This is a genomic window from Nitrosomonas supralitoralis, assembly GCF_003011925.2.
Classification (GTDB): Bacteria; Pseudomonadota; Gammaproteobacteria; order Burkholderiales; family Nitrosomonadaceae; genus Nitrosomonas; species Nitrosomonas supralitoralis.
Map to the genome: position 1 here is coordinate 46,878 of NZ_PXXU01000008.1, position 21,108 is coordinate 67,985.

20 protein-coding genes and 1 pseudogene are annotated in these 21,108 nt (G+C 44.5%); 15 read left to right on the forward strand and 6 right to left on the reverse strand.

Annotated elements, in window-relative coordinates; translation table 11 throughout:
- Positions 1 to 48: 48 nt before the first annotated feature.
- Positions 49 to 429, reverse strand: a complete 381-nt coding sequence (locus C7H79_RS18395) for an FxDxF family PEP-CTERM protein (RefSeq protein ID WP_197714592.1) — start codon at positions 427 to 429, stop codon at positions 49 to 51.
- Between the two features lie 642 nt (positions 430 to 1,071).
- On the opposite strand from C7H79_RS18395, the gene C7H79_RS04070 reads away from it, so the two are divergent.
- Both C7H79_RS04070 and C7H79_RS04075 read left to right on the forward strand, forming a co-directional pair.
- The gene (locus C7H79_RS04070) at positions 1,072 to 1,401 is read left to right on the forward strand and encodes a hypothetical protein (RefSeq protein ID WP_106706017.1); all 330 of its coding nucleotides are present in this window, start codon (positions 1,072 to 1,074) and stop codon (positions 1,399 to 1,401) included.
- Positions 1,402 to 1,492: 91 nt separating this feature from the next.
- Positions 1,493 to 1,963 (forward strand): hypothetical protein, encoded by a 471-nt coding sequence (locus C7H79_RS04075; protein ID WP_106706018.1) that lies wholly within the window; start codon positions 1,493 to 1,495, stop codon positions 1,961 to 1,963.
- Positions 1,964 to 2,144: 181 nt separating this feature from the next.
- Here C7H79_RS04075 and C7H79_RS04080 read toward each other — a convergent pair whose 3' ends face one another.
- Both C7H79_RS04080 and C7H79_RS04085 read right to left on the reverse strand, forming a co-directional pair.
- Positions 2,145 to 3,167, reverse strand: a complete 1,023-nt coding sequence (locus tag C7H79_RS04080; RefSeq protein ID WP_106706019.1) for a cupredoxin domain-containing protein — start codon at positions 3,165 to 3,167, stop codon at positions 2,145 to 2,147.
- Entirely contained in the window at positions 3,160 to 4,875 is a 1,716-nt protein-coding gene (locus C7H79_RS04085) for a multicopper oxidase domain-containing protein (protein WP_106706020.1), read from the reverse strand. The genes C7H79_RS04080 and C7H79_RS04085 overlap by 8 nt, the downstream gene beginning before the upstream one ends.
- 469 nt (positions 4,876 to 5,344) lie before the next feature.
- Between C7H79_RS04085 and C7H79_RS04090 the strand changes: the two genes are divergently transcribed.
- The 13 genes and pseudogenes from C7H79_RS04090 to C7H79_RS04140 all read left to right on the forward strand — a co-directional run bounded on the left by C7H79_RS04090 (position 5,345) and on the right by C7H79_RS04140 (position 19,011).
- The gene (locus C7H79_RS04090) at positions 5,345 to 6,397 is read left to right on the forward strand and encodes an efflux RND transporter periplasmic adaptor subunit (protein WP_242447133.1); all 1,053 of its coding nucleotides are present in this window, start codon (positions 5,345 to 5,347) and stop codon (positions 6,395 to 6,397) included.
- Between the two features lie 15 nt (positions 6,398 to 6,412).
- Positions 6,413 to 9,568 carry an efflux RND transporter permease subunit gene (locus tag C7H79_RS04095; protein ID WP_106706022.1) on the forward strand — a complete coding sequence of 1,052 codons (3,156 nt, stop codon included), beginning with the start codon at positions 6,413 to 6,415 and terminating at the stop codon, positions 9,566 to 9,568.
- Between the two features lie 62 nt (positions 9,569 to 9,630).
- Complete coding sequence (locus tag C7H79_RS17640; RefSeq protein WP_147383561.1) at positions 9,631 to 9,849, forward strand: hypothetical protein; 219 nt, start codon at positions 9,631 to 9,633, stop codon at positions 9,847 to 9,849.
- A gap of 114 nt (positions 9,850 to 9,963) precedes the next feature.
- Positions 9,964 to 10,422 (forward strand): annotated as a pseudogene (locus C7H79_RS18735) (shikimate kinase); the annotation flags it as partial.
- 60 nt (positions 10,423 to 10,482) lie between these two features.
- Positions 10,483 to 11,583 (forward strand): 3-dehydroquinate synthase, encoded by a 1,101-nt coding sequence (aroB, locus tag C7H79_RS18740; protein ID WP_242447141.1) that lies wholly within the window; start codon positions 10,483 to 10,485, stop codon positions 11,581 to 11,583.
- Positions 11,576 to 12,697, forward strand: coding sequence for a deoxyguanosinetriphosphate triphosphohydrolase (locus C7H79_RS04105; RefSeq protein ID WP_106706024.1), 1,122 nt, complete (start codon positions 11,576 to 11,578; stop codon positions 12,695 to 12,697). Before aroB ends, C7H79_RS04105 begins: the two co-directional genes overlap by 8 nt.
- A 311-nt stretch (positions 12,698 to 13,008) precedes the next feature.
- Positions 13,009 to 14,082: a uroporphyrinogen decarboxylase gene (hemE, locus tag C7H79_RS04110; RefSeq protein ID WP_106706025.1), complete on the forward strand. Its 1,074-nt coding sequence runs from the start codon at positions 13,009 to 13,011 to the stop codon at positions 14,080 to 14,082.
- Between the two features lie 35 nt (positions 14,083 to 14,117).
- On the forward strand, positions 14,118 to 14,807 hold the full coding sequence (locus tag C7H79_RS04115) for a response regulator transcription factor (protein WP_106706026.1): 690 nt from the start codon (positions 14,118 to 14,120) through the stop codon (positions 14,805 to 14,807).
- Positions 14,788 to 16,062, forward strand: coding sequence for a sensor histidine kinase (locus tag C7H79_RS04120; protein ID WP_106706027.1), 1,275 nt, complete (start codon positions 14,788 to 14,790; stop codon positions 16,060 to 16,062). The genes C7H79_RS04115 and C7H79_RS04120 overlap by 20 nt, the downstream gene beginning before the upstream one ends.
- Positions 16,063 to 16,365: 303 nt before the next feature.
- The gene (locus C7H79_RS04125) at positions 16,366 to 17,322 is read left to right on the forward strand and encodes a sodium-dependent bicarbonate transport family permease (protein WP_106706028.1); all 957 of its coding nucleotides are present in this window, start codon (positions 16,366 to 16,368) and stop codon (positions 17,320 to 17,322) included.
- 48 nt (positions 17,323 to 17,370) lie between these two features.
- Entirely contained in the window at positions 17,371 to 17,685 is a 315-nt protein-coding gene (locus C7H79_RS04130) for a DUF190 domain-containing protein (RefSeq protein ID WP_106706029.1), read from the forward strand.
- A gap of 56 nt (positions 17,686 to 17,741) precedes the next feature.
- Positions 17,742 to 18,059: a DUF190 domain-containing protein gene (locus tag C7H79_RS04135; RefSeq protein ID WP_106706030.1), complete on the forward strand. Its 318-nt coding sequence runs from the start codon at positions 17,742 to 17,744 to the stop codon at positions 18,057 to 18,059.
- Between the two features lie 157 nt (positions 18,060 to 18,216).
- Positions 18,217 to 19,011: a lysophospholipid acyltransferase family protein gene (locus C7H79_RS04140; protein WP_106706064.1), complete on the forward strand. Its 795-nt coding sequence runs from the start codon at positions 18,217 to 18,219 to the stop codon at positions 19,009 to 19,011.
- On the opposite strand, the gene C7H79_RS04145 is transcribed toward C7H79_RS04140, so the two are convergent.
- Genes C7H79_RS04145 through C7H79_RS04155 form a run of 3 tightly spaced genes read right to left on the reverse strand, consistent with a single transcriptional unit; the run spans position 18,962 to position 21,034 of the window.
- Positions 18,962 to 19,765, reverse strand: a complete 804-nt coding sequence (locus C7H79_RS04145) for a symmetrical bis(5'-nucleosyl)-tetraphosphatase (RefSeq protein WP_106706031.1) — start codon at positions 19,763 to 19,765, stop codon at positions 18,962 to 18,964. The two genes, C7H79_RS04140 and C7H79_RS04145, sit on opposite strands and share 50 nt — an antisense overlap.
- 8 nt (positions 19,766 to 19,773) lie before the next feature.
- Positions 19,774 to 20,580 (reverse strand): 4-hydroxy-tetrahydrodipicolinate reductase, encoded by an 807-nt coding sequence (gene dapB / locus C7H79_RS04150; RefSeq protein ID WP_106706032.1) that lies wholly within the window; start codon positions 20,578 to 20,580, stop codon positions 19,774 to 19,776.
- 52 nt (positions 20,581 to 20,632) lie between these two features.
- A complete protein-coding gene (locus C7H79_RS04155; protein WP_106706033.1) occupies positions 20,633 to 21,034 on the reverse strand; it encodes an outer membrane protein assembly factor BamE in 402 nt (133 codons plus the stop codon).
- Between the last annotated feature and the right edge of the window lie 74 nt (positions 21,035 to 21,108).

A 21,108-nucleotide genomic window follows, 5' to 3' on the forward strand; every position in this document is an offset into this window, starting at 1 on the left:
AAACCCCAGAAAGATATTTGTCATTCTGGGGTTTTGCATCAATTTTACTTAAACTATAACTATTTTGCGGCGATGTGCAATAAAACCTATTAGACCAAGACCAGCCAGCAACATAGCATAGGTCTCTGGTTCTGGAACGGCTGTAACATGAATTAAATCCGATTCGATAGCATCGATTCCACGTGCAAACACATCGAATTTGTAATCACCCACTGCCATGCCCGTAATTGAGACTTCGAACGTACGCGATGAACCTCCTGGCACGTCATTGCAGCCCAGCACATCGGTACAAGTGTAGGTGATGCTTAAACCATCACCAAAGAATGTGCTGCCAAAGTTTAAATCAACCACCGAAGCAGCCAGGCTAATCTGAGCAGTTACGGCATCGACAAAGGCTTCGCTGGACAGACTTGTAAAGTTGTTGGTCAACGAACCGCCTGTTGATATTAATATCGCTTCAACCTTTAGTGAAAAATTGACCTGACCTAAAAGTTATGCGTAAGGTAGGCAATTCTCCTTAATAGCTCTATATATTCTGCATAAGGAAAGATATTGCCAGTGGGAAATTGCATACAGAAATTATTTAGCTGTATAGCAAGAATTTAGAAAGCAAGTCTCTGACCTGTATACTATAGATTCATGGCAAGTCATTGCAGATCATGAATTTTAAGGAGCTGGAAAAATAATCATTAAGTGTTCATGTTGATGTATTACGCTGTGTAGGGTATCGAAATATTGGTATATAGTATTTGTGAAAGTATGTATGAGTGAAGTAATGGGATGGTTGAGGGTATATGATTTATGAGCCAGTAGCATAGAGTTTGTGGGGCAGGAGTTTCAATAGATCTATATTCAATTTGATATTATCATTGAAAGAATAGAGGCTTTAAATTGCAGATTTATTAATGTAAATGCCAAGGGTTTTTCGGTCCTTCTTACAGAGTACTGAAAACTGTATAGAGAGATTCCGTATTGATGAAGTCAAGCTATTGTGTTGGAATAAAACGGGATTTTTAATACTTGCATCAGGTTTGGGTATTTTAAAATTGCATGGTAATCGGGAGAATATTAATGGCTGAGCAGAATGACGTGCCGATCGAGAATAAAACGGAAACAACTGGAGGCCATGTTTTGCAAGTCAATGTCAGAATGCAACAGGGCGAGCATGCCGGTCAGCCGCTATATTCAAATTTTGTATCGGTTCAAGGGGGGCAGGGGATTGTTATTGTAGATTTTGGATTCCTTGATCCTCAGACCATGCATACATTGAATCGATTGGTGCGTGCGGGCGAGAAAATACCAGATACTGTTGGAGCAAGAATGTCGTGCCGGATCGCTCTCAGCGTTGAAGCTGCGCATAATTTAGCGCATCAGCTCAATCAATTGTTGCCAAAGAAATAGCCGACATTTTCTAACCTTATGTTTAGATAATTTGATTTTAAGGGTTGATGTGCATTTTATGTAATTAATATTATTTAAGTGGGGGAAGCATATGGCTGATGAAACAGATAGTTTGACTCAGGACAAAGCTGAAACAGTTCAACCAGCCACGAGGCAGGTTAGTATCAGGATGTTGCCGGGAGAACAGACGGGACAGCCACTGTATTCAAATTTCTCAGCCGTGAATGGCGGACAAGGCGTTGTGCTGATCGATTTCGGTTTTCTCGATCCGCAGAACTTGAATATTTTGAAACAAGCCACCAAATCGGGTGAAAAGCTACCTGATGCGATCAATGTGAAATTGTCCAGCAGGACGGCAATCAGTATTGATGCGGCTCATCATTTGTCTCAGCAGCTTAATCAGTTACTCAGTGCAAAGCCTCCCTCTGTTGTTGTGCAAAACCATCAAGACACGACCAGTTCAGAGATACAGGCTGATCCAGATCCGAAGAATGATAGCTTGGATACTCAGAAAAGTGATAAAGGCGGTTTTCGATTTCCCTGGTCGAAAAAAAACAGCTAATTTTCATTGCAGGACCATATTGCGATCCCCTGATTGCTCAATTTTTCCTGACCGACTGGGGGGATTCGAGATTGATTGGATTGTAGAATAGAGGTTGATTCTGTATCCGTCAGTCTAATGAATTTAGCGTTTCAATTCGTCAGACAGACGGATAAATCAAAGTTGAACAATACGATACTGCTTAGTCACTCTTTTTACGCAGTGGAATTTTCTTGAATAGTGGTACGAGAAATAATCCAAGCAGTGCGCCGATCAGCACCATTCCGTAATTCTTCAGAGTGATGTTGGAAAACTCGGTCATTTCCAATGTGAGTAAATTATTTTCAGTTTTATCAGAGGATTTATTAGAAACTTTCGGCAAATCCTCAGCTTCATAGCGATCGGTTAAATTGTACGGTGTTAAGCCTGGGATGCTGGGAATATCTTCACCTCCCTTACCAACCACTAATTGCGCCTTCATGCCTTTTTCCATGTGCTGAGATATGTCGCAGTGCACTAGGTAGGTGTCATCGGAGCCGGGTACGATAATCGTGCCGGATACGGTTCTGGGGCCGGTGACTTCCAGATGAAACATACCATACTTGTATAGGTATTTAGGTAAGCCGTGCATCATAAACTGGTGGCGGATATTATCTTCATTGATGAAGTGCCAAGTGACTTTCGAGCAGGGCTTCACATGCCACTGCTGCTGATCAAATGCAAAAGCGGTTCCCGGAAATTTTGCAGAATACTTTCTACCACCACGCACGGTAATCTCGACTTCTTCCGAAATGCTTTGACAGCTACTGGGCAGTTTATCCAGATTCTGCCCCATGATCATAGTGCCTTCATGATCCATGATATGGTCATCGTGGTCCATGTGGTGATGGTGATGGAGATCGCCATGTTCCGTCGCCTGGGTATCGGTATCGTGAGTACTGTGATCAATGTCGTGTTCATGACCATGATCGGCGGCGACTCCATGCTCAGTTGCATGTTTTACTGCCGGGCCAGCCTCTTTGCTGATGGTATGGCCACTGTGGTCATGCTTATCCTGATTCATACTATGTCCACTATGATCATGCTCATCTTGACTCATGTCGTGACCGCTATGGTCATGCTGATCGTGTTGTTCACTAGGATTGACTTGCTGTTGCGCAATTGCATGCGTATTGAAAGCCAGGATACCAGCGAGTAAGAAAGTAATTGCTGTAAATTTAGCCATTATGGTTACTCCCTTTGGGGCTTTTTAGGCGAGAAATCGCGGATATAGTGCTTAGCTTGATTTGTCCCCACTTGGTGAAAATTAAATAGATCAAGAGTCCTGCCAGTAATCCGTAGAGCGCATTGAGCAATGCGGTTTGTGTCGCCGTGTCAAGCCCTGTTTGCCCGGCAGGTGATCCGAGGCTGGCCCATTCGTCGAGATCCTGCCAGACGGGTAACCTGCCTTCGTAATATTCCTTGGTGAAAAAATGACTCAGATCAATACCAAAATGACTGGTCTTCGGCATTCCGTTCTCACCCAAATAAGAAGTGTAGACGATCGAGCTTATGCTGCCGCCTTCGGCCATACCATCCGTGGTAAATCCTTTTTCCCGGTGATCATGAATCAGCCAATCGCCTTCACCGTAGCTATGCTTGCCGTCATTGACGGTTTCCAATTTCAGATCAAGACGTTGCGCTGGAGCGATATCAAAGACGTCGCGCATGATCTGTGCCATCGGATTGTGTTCCACACCATCATAATGCGTAATCGTGGCATGATGACCGTGCGTATGTACGGCTATCTGTTCCCCGCCGCTATTGAGCAAGCGCAGTTTTATTTTTTGATCTGGCTCGACAATGATGAGAGATTCCCTTAACGTATACGGGAATGACAGACCGTTCAGAGTAAAATAATCTTCTTTTGATTCGGTAATTTTATAACGCCGGTTCATGTCGCGTGCAATGAGGCGGGGATCGTTATATTTCTTAATGATGTTACCCAATTCTTTGTCCATCGAGTGATAGTGCAGATCGTATTCTTGATCGAATTGCTCACGCACGGCAACGGAAGGATGACGGACATGGCCTCCACCGATATTTAAGGTTTGCAGCCAGTTGTTCGGTTTGTTCTCTTCCACGATAATCATCCCAGCCAGTCCCATCGCTAAATGGGTATGCGTTTGTACGTGGCAGTGGTAAAACATGGTGCCTGGTTGACGGGCCTGGAACTCGTAAATACGACGCTCGCCGGGCATCAGTTCTATTTCGCTGGTCTGTGGCACGCCATCCTGGCCACCATGTTCGCCATGCGAAAAGGGATGGTCTACACCATGCAGGTGAATACTATGCGGAAAATAATGCGTGTTTTCCAATACGATTTGCACGATATCACCGACTTCAACGCGAATGACCGGTGAAGGCAGTCTTAACAGCGGATTGGCACGTATACTCTCAAAATTCTCAGTCGACATGCCGCTGCCTTTAGGCGCAAATACCCATGCGCCAGGCTGTATGCCGGGAGCAATATCAAAGGTTGGAAGCACTCCGGGAAAATCAGGTGTTTTGCCGTTTAGCTCCATGATTTCCAGTTTAATGATAATTCGGTCTGGATCACCGTCGCCGTCCAGATCATCGGTTTTAAGGATGGCATCGGGCGAGAGTCCCGTTTTCATCAAGGTGTCCATCGAGATATTATTGGTTCCTTTAACCGCCGCTACGATCCATGCAGGATTATCCGGACTGCAACCTGGAGACGCTTCAATTTTGACTCCTTCAATTTCCTGAGCTTCTCGCCATGCGGCAGAAATGATTGGATCGCACATTGGTTCAGCAGTTAACGCAGCTGGATCAACTTTTACAGTTTCAGGTAGTTTCAAGGATGCCTGAGCAGTAGCAGTTGCAAGCATCATGCAGAAAGTTAATATGGCAAAAATAATATGGATAGGCATATATATCGCACCTTTAAATTTTATTTAGCATTAAAGAATAGGGTTGATCGGATTATGCGATATTGAGTGATTGGTATCAGTTCTAATAATCAGGATCAATCCAATATGGTAGATCTGTAGATATAAATACTCAACTGCGCATCTGTAGGCAGGTAAAATAATGAGGAATATCTAATCTTCATCTATGCAATACTTCTACATTGTCCGTCAAACTATCGTCATGCATATTATACAGAACCCTATTATGCTTTTGTGGTTTTTCCATAATTGATGAACGTTAAACCTATAACTTATTGAGTAAATTGTTCGAGTGGCCATCTCTATTTTTTCGATATTGCTGAATCATGCTTGTTTTTTAACAACTATTAAGCCAGTCATGAAGATGTGCGCTAATTTTTTTTACTATGGATTAGCATGCTTCATATTGACAGGTTGCGGAGGCAAGGAATCAACTCAGACAGCAGTGGAAATGAATCCACCCATTGAGGTGACATTTATGGCCGCCGAACCGGTGAAAATGCCCATGAGCCTCGAAACAATCGCACAAACTGAGGGCGCAAAAGAAATTGAAGTTCGTCCACGGGTCGGTGGCATTTTGCTCAAACGGCTGTATGACGAAGGTGCAGCGGTTGAAGCCGGTCAGCCATTGTTTTTAATTGATCCAGAGCCTTTTCAGAATGCCCTCAAGGAAGCCAATGCCTTGTTGCGCGAACAAAGTTTCCGCATGTTACGTGCCCAAAGTGATGAAAATCGCCAGCGGCAATTACTGGCGGAAAATTTTGTCAGTCAACGCGCCTATGATTTGGCCGCAGTGGACCTGGCAATAGAAGAAGCCGCCTTGCAGGCTGCAAAAATCCGTGTGCAACAGGCGCAACTTAATCTTTCTTATACCACTGTGAAGGCGCCTGTGAGCGGAGTGACTGGGCGTTCACAATTTTCCGAGGGGACGTTGGTTTCAGCCAATAACAGCTTGCTGACCACATTGACTCAACTGTCACCGATATGGGTACGGTTTAGCTTTTCTGATAATGAAGTGGCCAGAATCGGTGGACATTTGAACGAAAAAAATGTGCACAGTGTGCGAATGATACTCCCAGGTGGCTCCGAGTATCAGCAGGATGGCAAGATTAATTTTGCCGCCAGTAAAATTGACCCAATGCTAGGTACACAACAATTACGCGCCACTTTTGACAATACCGAGCAGAGGATATTGCCCGGTCAATTTGTGCGGGTGCGAGTTATCGCGGGTGAATTCAGAACTGTGTACATAGTTCCGCAGGTTGCAGTACTGGCTTCGGACTTGGGTCGGTACGTTTATGTCATCGACGAGCATAATGCTGTTATACAGCGTCCCGTTATCGCAGATGACTGGATCGGCAAGGATTGGATTATTCTGGACGGGTTAAATGCGGGGGATCGGGTGGTTGTGGATAATCTCATTAAATTGTCGCCTGGAAAAATTGTCGACCCTAAATTACGGGATGCGACCTCTTCATCACCTGTCAATGTGCCATCTTTATAATTAGCAATCTAACATATGGCTAGATTTTTTATTGAGCGGCCGATTTTTGCATCGGTTTTGTCGATCATTATTGTGCTTGCAGGATTGGCAGCGGCGATGCAATTGCCGGTTGAACAGTATCCAAGAATTACTCCGCCGACGGTCATTGTAACCGCAAACTTTCCGGGAGCCAGTGCCGAAACGGTAATAAAAACAGTGGCTGCACCGATAGAAGAGAAGCTCAGTGCCATTGAAGGATTGCTATACTTTAATTCCAGTGCTGACTCGAGTGGGCGCCTGACGATTACTGTCACGTTTGAGATTGGCACTGATATAGATCGTGCTACTTTCAATGTCAGCAATGAGGTGAATACTGCACTGGCCCGTTTACCCGATGAAGTCAGACGCACAGGGGTTACTATCCAAAAACGTACCAATGATCTGTTGTTGGTTTTTGCAGTGACTTCCCAGGATCCTCGACACACAGGGTTATTTCTAAGCAATTTTATTACCAATAATATTCTGGATGATTTAAGACGTGCGCCGGGTGTTGGTGAAGCCAGAATTTTTGGCGCTCAGGATTATTCTATGAGGATTTGGCTGCGGCCGGATCAAATGGCTCAACTGGGCATAACAACCAGTGATATCGCAAGCGCCATCCGAACGCAAAATGCGCAGCCAGCAGTTGGAAAGATTGGGCAGGAACCGGCATTAGCCGATCAACAATTGGTTTATACCGTCACTGCAAAAGGCAGGTTATTAGAGCCGGAGCAATTTGAGAATATCATTCTGCGCTCGGATGGACCGCGCGGGGTGCTTTATCTTAAAGATGTCGCGCGGATTGAGTTGGGTGCACAAGACTATGCGACACGAACGTTATTGAATGGGCAACCTGGTTTGGGGATCGGTGTTTTTTTGCGTTCTGGAGCTAACGCACTTGATACGGCCGCAGCGGTTAAAGCCAGGATTGATGAGCTGAAGCATTATTTCCCTGAAGGAGTGCAGTACGTTGTTTCATATGATATCAGCTTGTTTGTAAAAGCCTCTATCTGGGAAGTGGTAAAAACCCTGGGAGAAGCCATGTTGCTGGTTGTTCTGGTGGTTTATCTGTTTTTGCAAAGCTGGCGCGCCACGCTGATTCCCATTATCGCCATTCCGATTTCCTTAATTGGCACGTTTGCCGGACTCTGGCTGTTGGGCTACTCGATTAATACCTTGACGCTCTTTGCGATGGTGCTGTCAATCGGCATTGTTGTTGATGATGCGATTGTTGTGCTGGAAAATATCGAGCGTTTAATGACGCAAGAGAAACTATCGCCAATCAATGCCGCGATCAAGGCAATGCAACAGGTTTCCAATGCCGTGGTGGCGATGACCATGGTTTTAGTGGCCGTTTTTATTCCGGTTGCGTTCCTGGGTGGCATAGCCGGAGAGTTGTATCAACAGTTTGCGGTAACAGTGGCTGTGGCAGGTGTCATTTCCGGTATTGTGGCATTAACACTGACACCAACTTTGTGCGCGGTTTTACTTCGGCCCACGCATCGTCAATCGGTTTTTTTTATCTGGTTCAATACACATTTCGAGCAACTGCGCAGATTTTATGTCGGCATGGTCAGTTTGAGTCTGCGTCACTCGATCAGATGCGTACTGATCTTCGCCCTGGTGATTGTGGGACTGATTTATCTGGTCAAGCATATTCCGGAGAGTTTTGTTCCTCCGGAAGATCAAGGTTTCGTGATTGCGGCTGTGATTCTGCCCGACAGCGCGACGTTGGCAAGAACCGTCCAAACATCCAGTGCAATTGTTGCCGAGTTGAGCAAAGAGCCTGCCGTAATTTTTCAGTTTGCAGTAAATGGACTTGATTTTATTGGTGGCGGTAACAAGACCAATGTTTCAACGTTATTTCTGCGCTTGAAAGATTGGTCTGAACGCACAATCAGCGCGGAAGAAACGGTCAATAAGATATTTCAAATCGGGGCGCAGCAGCCGGATGGTCTGGCAATCGCCTTTAATCCACCGGCGATACGGGGATTGGGCAGTACTGGTGGGTTTGAGTTGTTTGTGCAGAGTCGTGCAAGCTCTGATGCTGCACAGTTGGCCATGGTAGTGAATGAATTTATGCAAACACTGAGAGAAGAGCCGCGGCTGGCTACGGTGAACTCTTTTTTGCGTTCGTCGGTACCGCAATATTTTGTCGAGGTGGATGAAGCTAAAGCCATTGCGCAAGGGGTTGCTATCTCGGATATTTATGACACGCTGCAAAGTACCATGGGGACATTCTATGTGAATGATTTTAATAACTTTGGCCGGACTTATCGTGTGCAATTGCAGGCTGAAGCCGCGTATCGCATGAAAGCGGAGGATTTGGGAAAAGTATATGTGCGCGCGGAATCCGGTTCGATGATCCCCCTTTCAGCCTTGAGCACAGTAAAACACACGATTGGTGCGGAGCAACTGGAGCGATTCAATGGTTTGTTGTCGGCAAAAATAATGGGGAGCGGTGCCCGCGGTGTCAGTTCCGGCGAGGCGATTGCGCTAGTTGAAAGCATTGCGGCCAAAACCTTGCCGGAGGGGTATCAGATTGCCTGGACCGGCGCTGCATTTCAAGAAAAAAGACTGGGGTCGGCGGCAATCTTTGCTTTCAGTCTTGCGGTCGTGATGGTTTTCTTGATTCTGGCTGCGCAGTTTGAAACTTGGGCATTGCCCGTGGCAGTCATTATGGCGATTCCTTTTGCGATGTTGGGTGCACTGCTTGCGATTCTGCTGCGCGGTATGCCCAACGATATTTATTTTCAAATCGGGATGGTGACTTTAATCGGATTGACAGCGAAGAATGCGATTCTTCTGGTTGAATTTGCCAGCCAGAGAATGAAGCAAGGCGTTGGTATTACACAGGCAGCGATACAATCAGCACAGTTGCGTTTTCGTCCGATCGTAATGACTTCAATGGCATTTATATTAGGCGTAGTTCCTTTGGTCATCGCCACCGGCGCCGGTTCAGCAGCGCGGCAATCGATGGGAACCGGTGTTTTTGGCGGGATGATCATGGCAACAACCATCGCAACTATTTTTGTGCCGTTGTTTTTTTCCTGGTTTGTGCGCAAAAGTGAACCCAGGTTGCCCGAGGCTCAAAAAAATATAATGCACAAGCCGCTACAATCTGATAAAGCTGGCAGAGATTCTCAAGATTGATTGATCTAAATCGCTGAGAAACCCTCTGCGTTGTCACCACGCTGTTAAGAACAGGCAACAATTTGTCAGATAGTACGAGTACCCTGAAGATCAAAGGCAACGTCGGAGATAGCGTGGTTGGGTCGATGGTGTTGTTCCAGCGTAGTTTTAAACGTTATCTGTCCAATCGTTGCGGTTGCTGGTTACCCATATCTGTAACGCCTGCTGCCGATGCATCATTCGTAACTGCAAGAATGCTTAATCCCTCATGTTTGTGGCTTGTTTTCGGACAGCTAACCTAGTGCAATGTAGGAGTTAATTCAGCTACAATCGCAGGCATGAATTCGAGTAAATCAAAAGCATCTTCATTCATTCAAAAAAAACTGGGGCATACTAATGTAATTTTAGTGGGCATGATGGGTGCGGGGAAAACGACGATTGGTAAGGCTTTATCCAGTTTTCTAGGCAAAACTTTTATCGACTCTGACCACGAAATTCAAGAACGCACCGGGGTGAAAATTCCAGTAATATTTGAAATCGAAGGGGAGGCTGGTTTTCGTAAACGTGAGTCAGAAGTATTGGCTGAATTGGTTGAGAAAAAAAATATCATTCTGGCGACGGGTGGAGGTGCAGTTCTGAATGATGAGAATCGCCAGTTGTTGCGGCGAAGTGGAATTGTTATCTATTTACGGGCATCGGTAAATGATTTGTACCGACGTACTCGGCATGACAAAAACAGACCATTGCTGCAGACCCAGAATTTATATGCACGATTGAATGAACTCTATATGCAAAGAGATGCGCTTTATCGTGAATCAGCGCATGTCATCATTGATAGCGGCAAACAGGGGGTTCGTTTTTTAGTACAGAAACTGATAAACAGATTAATATCTATAGATTTCAATACAATCATGCAAAACAATCGTGGAAGTACCATGCAGACCATTACAGTTGATTTTACCCCTTCATCAGAGAAGCGTAGTTATCCGATACATATTGGTTATGGAATTTTGCAACAAGTTGACTTGATCGTATCCTGCTTACCGCAAAAGCGGGTTGCTGTCGTTAGTAACACAACCATAGCACCTCTTTACTTGAACAAGCTCCGTATAGCATTGGAGGAAAGGGGGGTTAGTTCTGTTCCGATTATTCTTCCAGATGGTGAAGCACACAAAAACTGGGAAACTTTAAATTTAATTTTTGATGCGCTGCTGCAAAATCACTGCGAGCGGAATACTGCAATATTGGCACTGGGTGGGGGGGTGATTGGTGATCTGACCGGTTTTGCGGCCGCAACTTATTTGCGGGGCGTACCTTTTATTCAGATACCTACAACATTGTTGGCACAAGTAGACTCCTCAGTGGGTGGGAAAACCGGAATCAATCATCCATCCGGCAAGAATATGATCGGTGCTTTTTATCAACCACGTATGGTATTGGCTGACAGTGCAACGTTAAATACCTTACCGGATAGAGAGTTACGTGCAGGGCTTGCTGAGATTATTAAATACGGTTTAATCCGTGATCCCGCTTTCTTTGATTGGCTTGAACAAAATATGCATCGCCTACTTGCGCGTGATTCGGTCACACTAAATGAAGCTATTCAACGCAGTTGCGAAAACAAGGCGGAAATAGTAGCTGCAGATGAGAAGGAAAAAGGAATCAGAGCATTGCTTAATTTGGGTCATACCTTTGGTCATGCCATTGAAAATGGAATGGGATATGGTGTTTGGTTGCACGGCGAAGCTGTGGCAGCAGGAACGGTGATGGCAGCTGAGTTATCACGCCGCATGAAGCTAATTAGTGATGTTGATGTTCAGCGCATTCGCAAAATTCTTTTGCAGGCCGAATTGCCAGTTGTTGCACCTAAAATGCCTTTAGAAAAATATATGCAACTGATGACTCTGGATAAAAAAGTGGAAGCTGGAAAATCACGCTTCATTCTTCTTAATCGCATAGGTGAAGCGGTAATGAGAGCCGATATCGCGCCTGCAATATTAAATGAAACGATTCTGGCGTGTATGTCAGATGAATGAACTTGCTGTTTATGCTGTGTCTTCTGAAAATTCTCGTGGGCGTGAGATACATGAGGAATTGCCAGGCGGACGCAGTGAATTTCAACGCGATCGGGATCGTATCATTCATTCGGCTGCTTTCCGTCGGCTGGAATATAAAACCCAGGTATTTGTTAATCATGAAGGTGATTTATTCCGAACCCGTCTGACGCATAGCCTGGAAGTTGCACAGATAGGTCGCTCCATAGCAAGAAATCTAGGTTTGAACGAAGACCTGGTGGAGGCGATTACACTGGCGCATGATCTTGGACATACGCCTTTTGGTCACGCGGGTCAGGATGCATTGAACGATTGTATGCGGGATTATGGTGGTTTTGAACATAATCTGCAATCCCTGCGAGTTGTTGATGTGCTTGAAGAGCGTTATGCTGCGTTTGATGGATTGAATCTCTGTTATGAAACCCGGGAGGGTATACTCAAACATGTTTCCAGAAGGAATGCGCAGAAACTGGGTGCTGTTGGTGAGCGTTTTTTACAGCGAAGAAGCCCTTCATTGGAAGCGCAACTTGCTAATCTAGCAGATGAAATTGCGTACAATAATCATGATGTGGATGATGGTCTGCGCTCGGGATTAATCACATTGAATCAATTGGAGAGTGTGGCAATTTTTTCGTGCCATCTAAAACAAGTCAAGGAAAAATATCCGCTACTATCTGAGCGCCGTATGGTTTATGAAACTATACGTGGGATGATCAATACACTGGTAACTGACCTCATCCAACAAAGTACACGTAATATTAAAGAAGCAGAGGTTGATAACCTGGCTGCCGTGCATGTCGCAGCGCCACTCATTGGTTTTAGTCAGCAAATAAAAAAACAGCAGCAGGAATTGAAGAAATTTTTGCTAGATAACCTTTATCGGCATTTCCGCGTGGTACGTATGAGCAACAAGGCTCATCATACCATTGAGAGGCTATTTACCGCTTTTAGCTCGGAAATAAAATTGCTGCCCATTCAATATCAGGAAAAATTTGATCGAGAAGGCCATCAGGCAATTGCCGATTATATTGCTGGAATGACCGATCGGTACGCCATCAAAGAATATCAGCGTTTATTTGCTATTGCCGAAAATTAGGTTTGTGCCGATTAATTGCTGCCAAAATTATTTTTATGCAAGTTTCTGGTTTTATTAATACTGATCTGGCGATATACGTAACGGTCGTTCGCTGGTAATATTGCTGACCGGTAAAAGCAGACACTTTAAATAGAGCCGTTGAAAAACTTTCTGCATTACTGCTGCGTTAAGATCGGATTCAAGATGCTCTTTTTGGGCGTAAACTATGTTTCTGTGCTTGATTTTCCTTGTGTCGACTTCTTGGAAGCATTTTTCAATGGCCTATTAGCGGAAACTGCCTGTTTAAAAAACAATGAGAGTTAGGTTTATTAATGACAACACTAAAGAATGATACGTTATTACGCGCATTACTGAAACAATCTGTTGAATATACACCCGTCTGGCTAATGCGTCAGGCAGGCAGGTATCTTGCTGAATATAATGCAACAAGGGCACGTGCAGGAGATTTTCTTGCCTTATGTAAGAATCCTGGATTTGCAACGGAAGTCACCATGCAACCGCTTGCACGTTTTCCTCTGGATGCTGCCATTTTATTTTCAGATATTCTGACCATACCTGATGCTATGGGACTGGGATTGTATTTCGCTCATGGTGAAGGTCCGATGTTTGAGCGTCCGCTACGAGAAGAAAAAGAAATCCGGGCATTAAAGATTCCCGACCCAGATGCGGAATTACGCTATGTGATGGATGCGGTGTCGGAAATCCGTAAAGCCTTAGATAATCGAGTGCCTCTGATAGGTTTTTCCGGCAGTCCCTTTACGCTGGCCTGTTACATGGTGGAAGGGCGGGGTGGAACCGATTTTCGTGAGATCAAGACGATGCTGTATCAGCGTCCCGAATTGTTGCATCACATTCTGGATGTGAATGCAAAGGCGGTGACTGCTTATCTGAATGCACAAATTGAATCGGGGGCACAGATAGCCATGATTTTTGATACTTGGGGCGGGGCGCTTTCACATGCGGCTTATCAGGAATTTTCTTTGCGTTATATGCAACAAATTATTGCCGGATTAAAACGCGAACATGAAGGCGTGCGCATTCCGAATATCGTTTTTACCAAGGGTGGCGGATTGTGGCTGGAAGCCATTGCTGATATAGGTTGTGATGCCGTCGGTTTGGATTGGACCATTGATATCGGAGAAGCACGTCGGCGGGTTGGCGATAAAGTTGCTTTGCAGGGGAATCTTGATCCTTCGGTGTTGTTTGCATCACCAGAAGTAATTAATATTGAAGTCGAGAAGATACTATTGAGTTATGGTGCCGGCAGTGGTCATGTCTTTAATTTGGGGCATGGGATTTCTCAGTTTACGCCACCGGAGAACGCAGCAGCCTTGGTAGAAGCGGTACACACGTTAAGTCGCAAATTTCACTTGGCTAATGCTTAAGTTATTGATTCGGGGTGTTGTCGCAGGAAAGGATTATGCATATTTTGATTATTGAAGATGATTTGGCGATTGCAGCAAATCTTTATGATTTTCTGGAATCTAGAGGGCATACTGCCGATGCTGCCGCGAATGGGGTTGCAGGGTTGCACTTGGCTGTGACACAAAGATTTGATGCAATTTTACTTGACTTGGGGTTGCCGGGCATGAATGGTATGACATTGTGTCGAAAATTGCGCCAGGAATCGCAGATTGATACACCTATTTTGATGCTGACAGCGCGTGATACGCTGGAAGATAAGCTGGCTGGTTTTGAGCAGGGAGCAGATGACTATCTCATTAAACCATTTGCACTCAAAGAGGTAGAAGCACGCTTATTAGCACTGCATAAAAGGCATCTTGGGAAGGTTGCGAATCGCACATTGGAATTTGACAAGCTTTCTTTTGACCCTAAAACATTGTCTATTCGCTTTGAGAATAAGAATGTGAAGCTTCCACCTAAGTGTATACGCTTACTAGCGCTAATGATGAGTGAGCCGGGCAGGGTATTTAGCCGCGAGGAGCTCGAATTAGAAGCCTGGGAGGATGTTCAGGAAACCAGTGATACATTGCGCAGTCACATGCATATTTTACGGCGTGCTTTAACCAAAGCAGGCGGTTACGATCCAATCGAAACGGTTCATGGGCTTGGTTATTGCCTGACATCTCGTGCTCAGATTTCCGAATGAACATAGCCTGCGCTATCGTGTCGCGGTAGCGCTGTCAACATTTAGCATTTTTATTGTCGGGACGTTGTGCATTATTCTATATTTCGTCTCTGATGATATCGAAGAGGCGCATATTGAACAAGTAATTGATATGGAAATGGATCATCTTGTTCAGCGTTATCAAATACATTTAGATTTTATTCCGCAAGTCGGCTCAAATCTGAAAAGCTATGTAATTCACGATATGAATGACGAGTTGCAGATTCCTGCTTATTTGCGCGGATTTAATTCAGGCTATCATCAAGTATACTACGGTCTCGAAAATTACCATATTCGTGTACGTGAGTTAGATGGAGCAAAATTTCTTGTTGCTTATCGAATTGCGCTGCATCAGCAACGATTAAGCAAACTTAGACTGATTATCTTGATTTCATGGTTTATCGTTGTTGTCATTGCGTTTGTGGTAGGTTACCTGTTAGCTAGGGTACTGGTTAAGCAGGTCACTGATTTGGCTGATCGTGTCAGTCAGCTAGCAACGGATGGGGCTCAAACCGGGTTATTGGCGCGACCGGATATGGATGAAGAAGTTGCGCAACTAGCTCATGCACTGGATGATTATCAGATTCGCATTAAGCGTATGTTGCAACGAGAGCAGGAATTTACTGCCAATGTGAGTCATGAATTAAGAACTCCAATCACAACCATTTTAACCAGTTGTGAATTGTTGGTCGCAACACCCGATGTACCAGCCAGAGCGCATTATCGAATAAAAATGATCGAAGCAGCCGCCACGCGCATGGGGGAGCAATTACAAGCGTTACTGTTTTTGGCTCGTGAACAGGGGTTAGGAGTTACAGAACCTGTTGCCGTGGCTGAATGTGTTTTTGATGCAGTTGAACCGATATGCTCAGAAATTTATCGGAAGCAACTAAAATTTGAAGTGAACATTGCACCCTCAGTGACAATTATCGTTAATCGTCAGGCGCTCCATACTGCATTAATGAATCTGCTCCGGAATGCCGTACAGTACACTGAGAGTGGTTTTATCCGTGTTGAGTTTAACGATCGTCGATTATCAATTTCAGACTCAGGCATCGGAATAGAGCCTGCGTATTTGCCCTTACTCTATGAGCGTTTTTTTCGCGGTTCTGAACAAGGAGAGGGTTTGGGTATCGGACTTGCGATTGTCAAGCGAATCTGTAATTACTATAGCTGGGAAATAGAAGTGGTTAGTACACCCGGCAAAGGTACCACGTTTCATATTATTTTTCCTTAATAATTGGTTAGATAGTCCTATGCTATCTTCACGAATTATTCACATTTCCTGTGTTAACGTTTCCTGGTGAAGGACAGTTCAGTCACGGGTTTCAAGATCTAAGAAGAGTGTTTCTTATCGTCGCCTACATCAACTAGGTTGTTACGTTTCGTAGAATCTCGGCTAAAGAATTAAGTCCCTCCCAAAGCCATATGTCTTTGGGGTTATCTTTCTTATGCCGAATTTACGACACTTTCAAGGGTGTGTTGTGGTAAAAATTTTTAAATTTAAATGGTTTCTAATCGATAAATTAGGGAGTATTGCATGGTAACTATACAACCAGTTGTTTTGTTTTTTGTATTCGGGGTTCTGGCAGGTGTAATCAAATCTGACCTGAAAATACCTGAAGCTTTATACAAAAGTTTGAGTCTGTTTCTGTTGATCGCCATTGGTTTTAAAGGTGGTGTATCGATGGCTAAGTACGAAATCATGGAGGTGCTGCCAATCGCTCTCTCTATGGTTGTTTTGGCGGCACTGATTCCACTGACAGCTTATCCGATACTGAGATTCGTCGGTAAATTCACTCAGGCGGATGCGGGGGCGATTTCCGCGCATTACGGTTCGGTGAGTGCGGTAACGTTTGCCGTGGGGGTGGCTTTCTTGGCGGGCAAGGATGAACCTTCCGAAGGTTATATGGTGCTGATCATGGCGTTGATGGAGATTCCAGCATTGGTAACTGGTACGATTCTGGCGCGTGCAGGTGCTGGTGGAGAGAAAACTCAATGGGGCAAATTAATGCACGAAATTCTGACTGGTACCAGTCTTTATTTATTGCTAGCAGGCGTGATTATTGGTTACTATGCCGGAGTAACGCAGAATGTATCACCGCTGGATAAAATGTTCATGGATCTGTTTATGGGCGTGTTGGCCTTCTTCTTGCTGGAAATGGGCTTGCTGGCAGCATCGAGATTGAGAGCCGTTATGGAAAAAGGTGTATTTTTAATTACATTTGGTATACTGTTTCCGCTAACAGCTGGATTCTTTGGTGCTTATTTAGGTTGGTTATTTGGCTTATCGGAAGGAGGCACTATGTTAATGGCGGTGTTGTATGCCAGTTGCTCTTATATCGCCGCTCCTGCAGCCATGCGTATTGCGGTTCCAGACGCAGATCCAGCGGTTTCAATAGGTGCTTCACTGGGCGTGACTTTCCCGTTTAATATATTTCTGGGTGTGCCAATCTACTGGGAGATGTCGCATTGGTTTCATGCTATTCCAGTTTAATAGCTGCTATTTTTTGAATGTTTAATGACCTTTCTGTAGAGGAAAATTATGAATAATACAATCGCAATGAAACGATTCGAGATGGTCGTCGGTGTCGAACAGCTCGAGCAATTGATGGAATTGTTAAACAGATGTAAAGTCACTGGCTACACTGTTCTTAAAAATATAGGCGGACTTGGGTCGCGTGGCGTGCGTAACCCTGATGATGTCATTTTGGAAGAAGAGAATGTTATGGTGGTTCTCGCCTGTAAAGAAGAGCAAGCACAAAAGGTTGTTAACGAACTAAAACCAGCATTAAAAGGTCTTGGAGGTATGTGCTTGATTTCGGAATGTCTTTGGCTTGAAGGTTTGGCTATTTCTTGATCGGTTTAAAAATTGCTATTTTTTGAATAACTACTGATAGTTTGGGGGAGCAAGTTATGAATAATACAATCGCAATGAAACGATTCGAGATGGTCGTTGGTATTGAACAACTCGAGCAATTGGTAGAATTGTTAGATAAGTGTGGGGTGCGTGGCTACACTGTTCTTAAAAATGTCGGCGGGCTCGGGTCGCGTGGTGTGCGAAACCCTCATGATGTATTGATGGAGGAAGAAAATATCATGCTGGTTCTTGCCTGTAAAGAAGATCAAGCACAAAAAGTCGTTAACGAATTGAGGCCGGTATTAAAAAGTCTGGGAGGAATGTGTTTGATTTCGGATTGTCACTGGCTTGAAGGACCGAATATTTCTTATTGATATCCGGTTTTTTCATAGATTTATCGTCTAAATGCTGTGATACGCACATATATTGTCTTTTGTGCGTATCACAGCATTTAAAACTGCTGCAAAAGAAAGTTGGACGGCTTGATGTAGCAGTTGTCATCAAACATAGCGCATGCGCTCATTACTTCTCATGCAAAAAAGTACTCCAGTGTTATTGCGCTTTATCCGCTTGATGCGCTTACTGTTTCATGTTGCCTCAGGCTTGCTGCAATCACTGGTGTATCCCTATTTTCCTTTACCGATTCAACGCAAAATGATGCAACGTTGGTCTGGCGATTTGTTGTCTATACTTGCAATCAGATTGCAATGTCATGGAAGATTACCTACGGTGGAAATTCCATGCGTGATGATGGCTTCCAACCATGTTTCCTGGCTGGATGTCTGTGTGTTAATGACAGCTTGTCCGACCCGCTTTGTAGCTAAAGCCGAAATCAGCCGCTGGCCGATTCTGGGTCGGCTGAGTAAGAATGTCGGTACATTGTTTATTGAGCGCGCTAAACGTACTGATACCTTGCGCATCAATCGACAAATCAGTGATGTACTGGAAAAAGGAGAACGGGTTACCGTATTTCCAGAAGGTACGACAACCGAAGGTACACAATTAAATCATTTTCATGCATCGCTACTACAATCGGCTGTCATAACCGATGCATTGCTTTATCCTGTTGCCATTCGATATCGCAATAGTGCCGGCGAAGTTTGTCAAGAAGCGGCCTATATAGAGTCATCGCTGGTTTTGTCTTTGCGAAGAATACTAAGTCAGACGAGAATTGATGTGGAATTGACCTTTAATTCCCCGATTTTGTGCGGTACGAAAAACCGCCGTGAATTAGCACGACTATCAGAGCAGGCGATTGCCGATACCTTGTCGGTGCCTATCGTGCACAAGGAAGCTGAAAAACTTTCCGATCTTCAAGACGGATAGCAGTCAGTTGTCCGCCCCATACGCATCCCGTGTCTAATGCAATCAAATTGTCGGTTAAGTACAATCCCAGTGCTGACCAGTGACCACAAATAACAGTGCTGTTTTGACTGAGCCGGTGGGGTATGCTAAACCATGGGAAATAACCGAACGGAATGGATTGTATGTTTCCTTTATAGGTAAAATTCATTTTGCCTTCTAACGTGCACACACGCATCCGTGTCATTGCGTTAATAATAACCCGCAAGCGCCTATGATCAGTCCATTCGTTTTGCCAGTGATCGGGATCGTTGCCGTACATTAATGCAAGCAGTTCCTGAAAATTATCCTGTTGTAAAGCGCTCTCGACTTCACGAGCTAGTTGCTCTGCCTGCGACACTGACCAGGAAGGCAACAGGCCTGCATGCACCATGGCATATTGGCCTTCGGCATGAAATAATTTTTGGTGTCGCAACCAATGCAGTAGCTCATCCCGATCAGGTGCATCAAGAATCGGTTGGATGGTGTCGCTGGGGTGGTTTTTTGCTTTTCCCGCGGCAACCATTAGCAAGTGCAAGTCGTGATTTCCCAATACCATCAATATGACGTCACCAGCTTGTTTGATATAACGTAATAGTGATAGTGAATCAGGACCGCGATTAACGATGTCTCCCACTAACCACAGTTTGTCTTGCACTGGATCAAACCGGATCAACTCGATCAGTCGCTGGAAAGCCGTAAAGCAGCCCTGCAAATCACCAATTGCGTAAGTTGCCATAAGTAGAATTAACGTAAACTCAATACGTCCTGCATATCGAACAATCCGTTGGGTTTGTCAGTCAGAAAACGCACTGCGCGCAATGCTCCCATGGCGAATGTCATCCGGCTACTGGCTTTGTGCGAAATTTCGACGCATTCACCGATGCCGGCAAACATCGCGGTATGGTCACCCACAATGTCTCCTGCACGAATGGTTGCAAAACCGATAGTCTCCGGTTTTCTTTCACCCGTCACGCCTTCTCGTCCGTAAACCGCTACTTCGCTTAAATCCCTTTTTAAAGTTTGCGCGATCACTTCCCCCATACGCAAAGCGGTGCCGGATGGAGCATCAACTTTATGTCGATGATGAGCCTCGATAATTTCAATATCATAGCCCTCATTCAATGCCTTGGCGGCAATTTCTAATAATTTGAAAGTGACATTCACGCCGACGCTCATGTTGGGTGCAAATACAATAGCAATATCTTTCGCCGCTACTTTGAGCTGAGCTTTTTCTGCGGTAGAGAAGCCGGTTGTGCCAATTACCATTTTTACTCCAGTTTCCCGACAAACAGAAAGGTGTGCCAGAGTGCCTTCGGGTCGAGTGAAATCAATCAAATGATGACAATCTTTTAAGGCGCTTACAAAGTCATCGACAATCGGAATTCCGCAATGTGCTCCTATTAATTCTCCTGCATCTTTGTTCAGGTAAGGGCTGCCTGTTCTTTCCAGAGCAGCCGTTAGTTTCATATCCGGTGCTTGTGTGACAGCTTCCAGCAATGTACGTCCCATGCGCCCGGAACAGCCAGCAATCGCAATTTTTTGAGTTGTCATTTTATTCCTGCAATGATCTTGGGTTTGTTAAATAAGGATTAATTTTATTGGATTATTTTTTTCCTTCATGATCTGGTTTGGTTTCATTATCATTAGAGTTACTCTCGGTTGGCTTGGTTTTAATGGATTCTTGCGAAAATTTCATATAATTTTCGATATTGATTAATGTGTCATTTTCAAAAATAAGGGTTAGCCGTTTATGCTCAACCAAGTCTCCTTGCTCTCGCATCAAATATACATAATCCCATCGATTCTCACGGAAAGCATCAACGATTAGTGGAGAGCCCATGACGAAGAGTACTTGTGATTTGGTCATGCCAGGTGTTAATGTTTCCAGCATTTCATCTGAAACAACATTACCTTGCTGAACATCAATTTTGTATAGTATGTGAGGAAGGATAGAACATCCTGTGAGTAATAGAAAAACAAGCAGTGCGGAAAATTTTACAGCCATTTTATGAATAGTATGTTTCCAAAGTGAGCACAGCACTATATGATACAGTAAATAATTTTCCGGATAGAAATAAC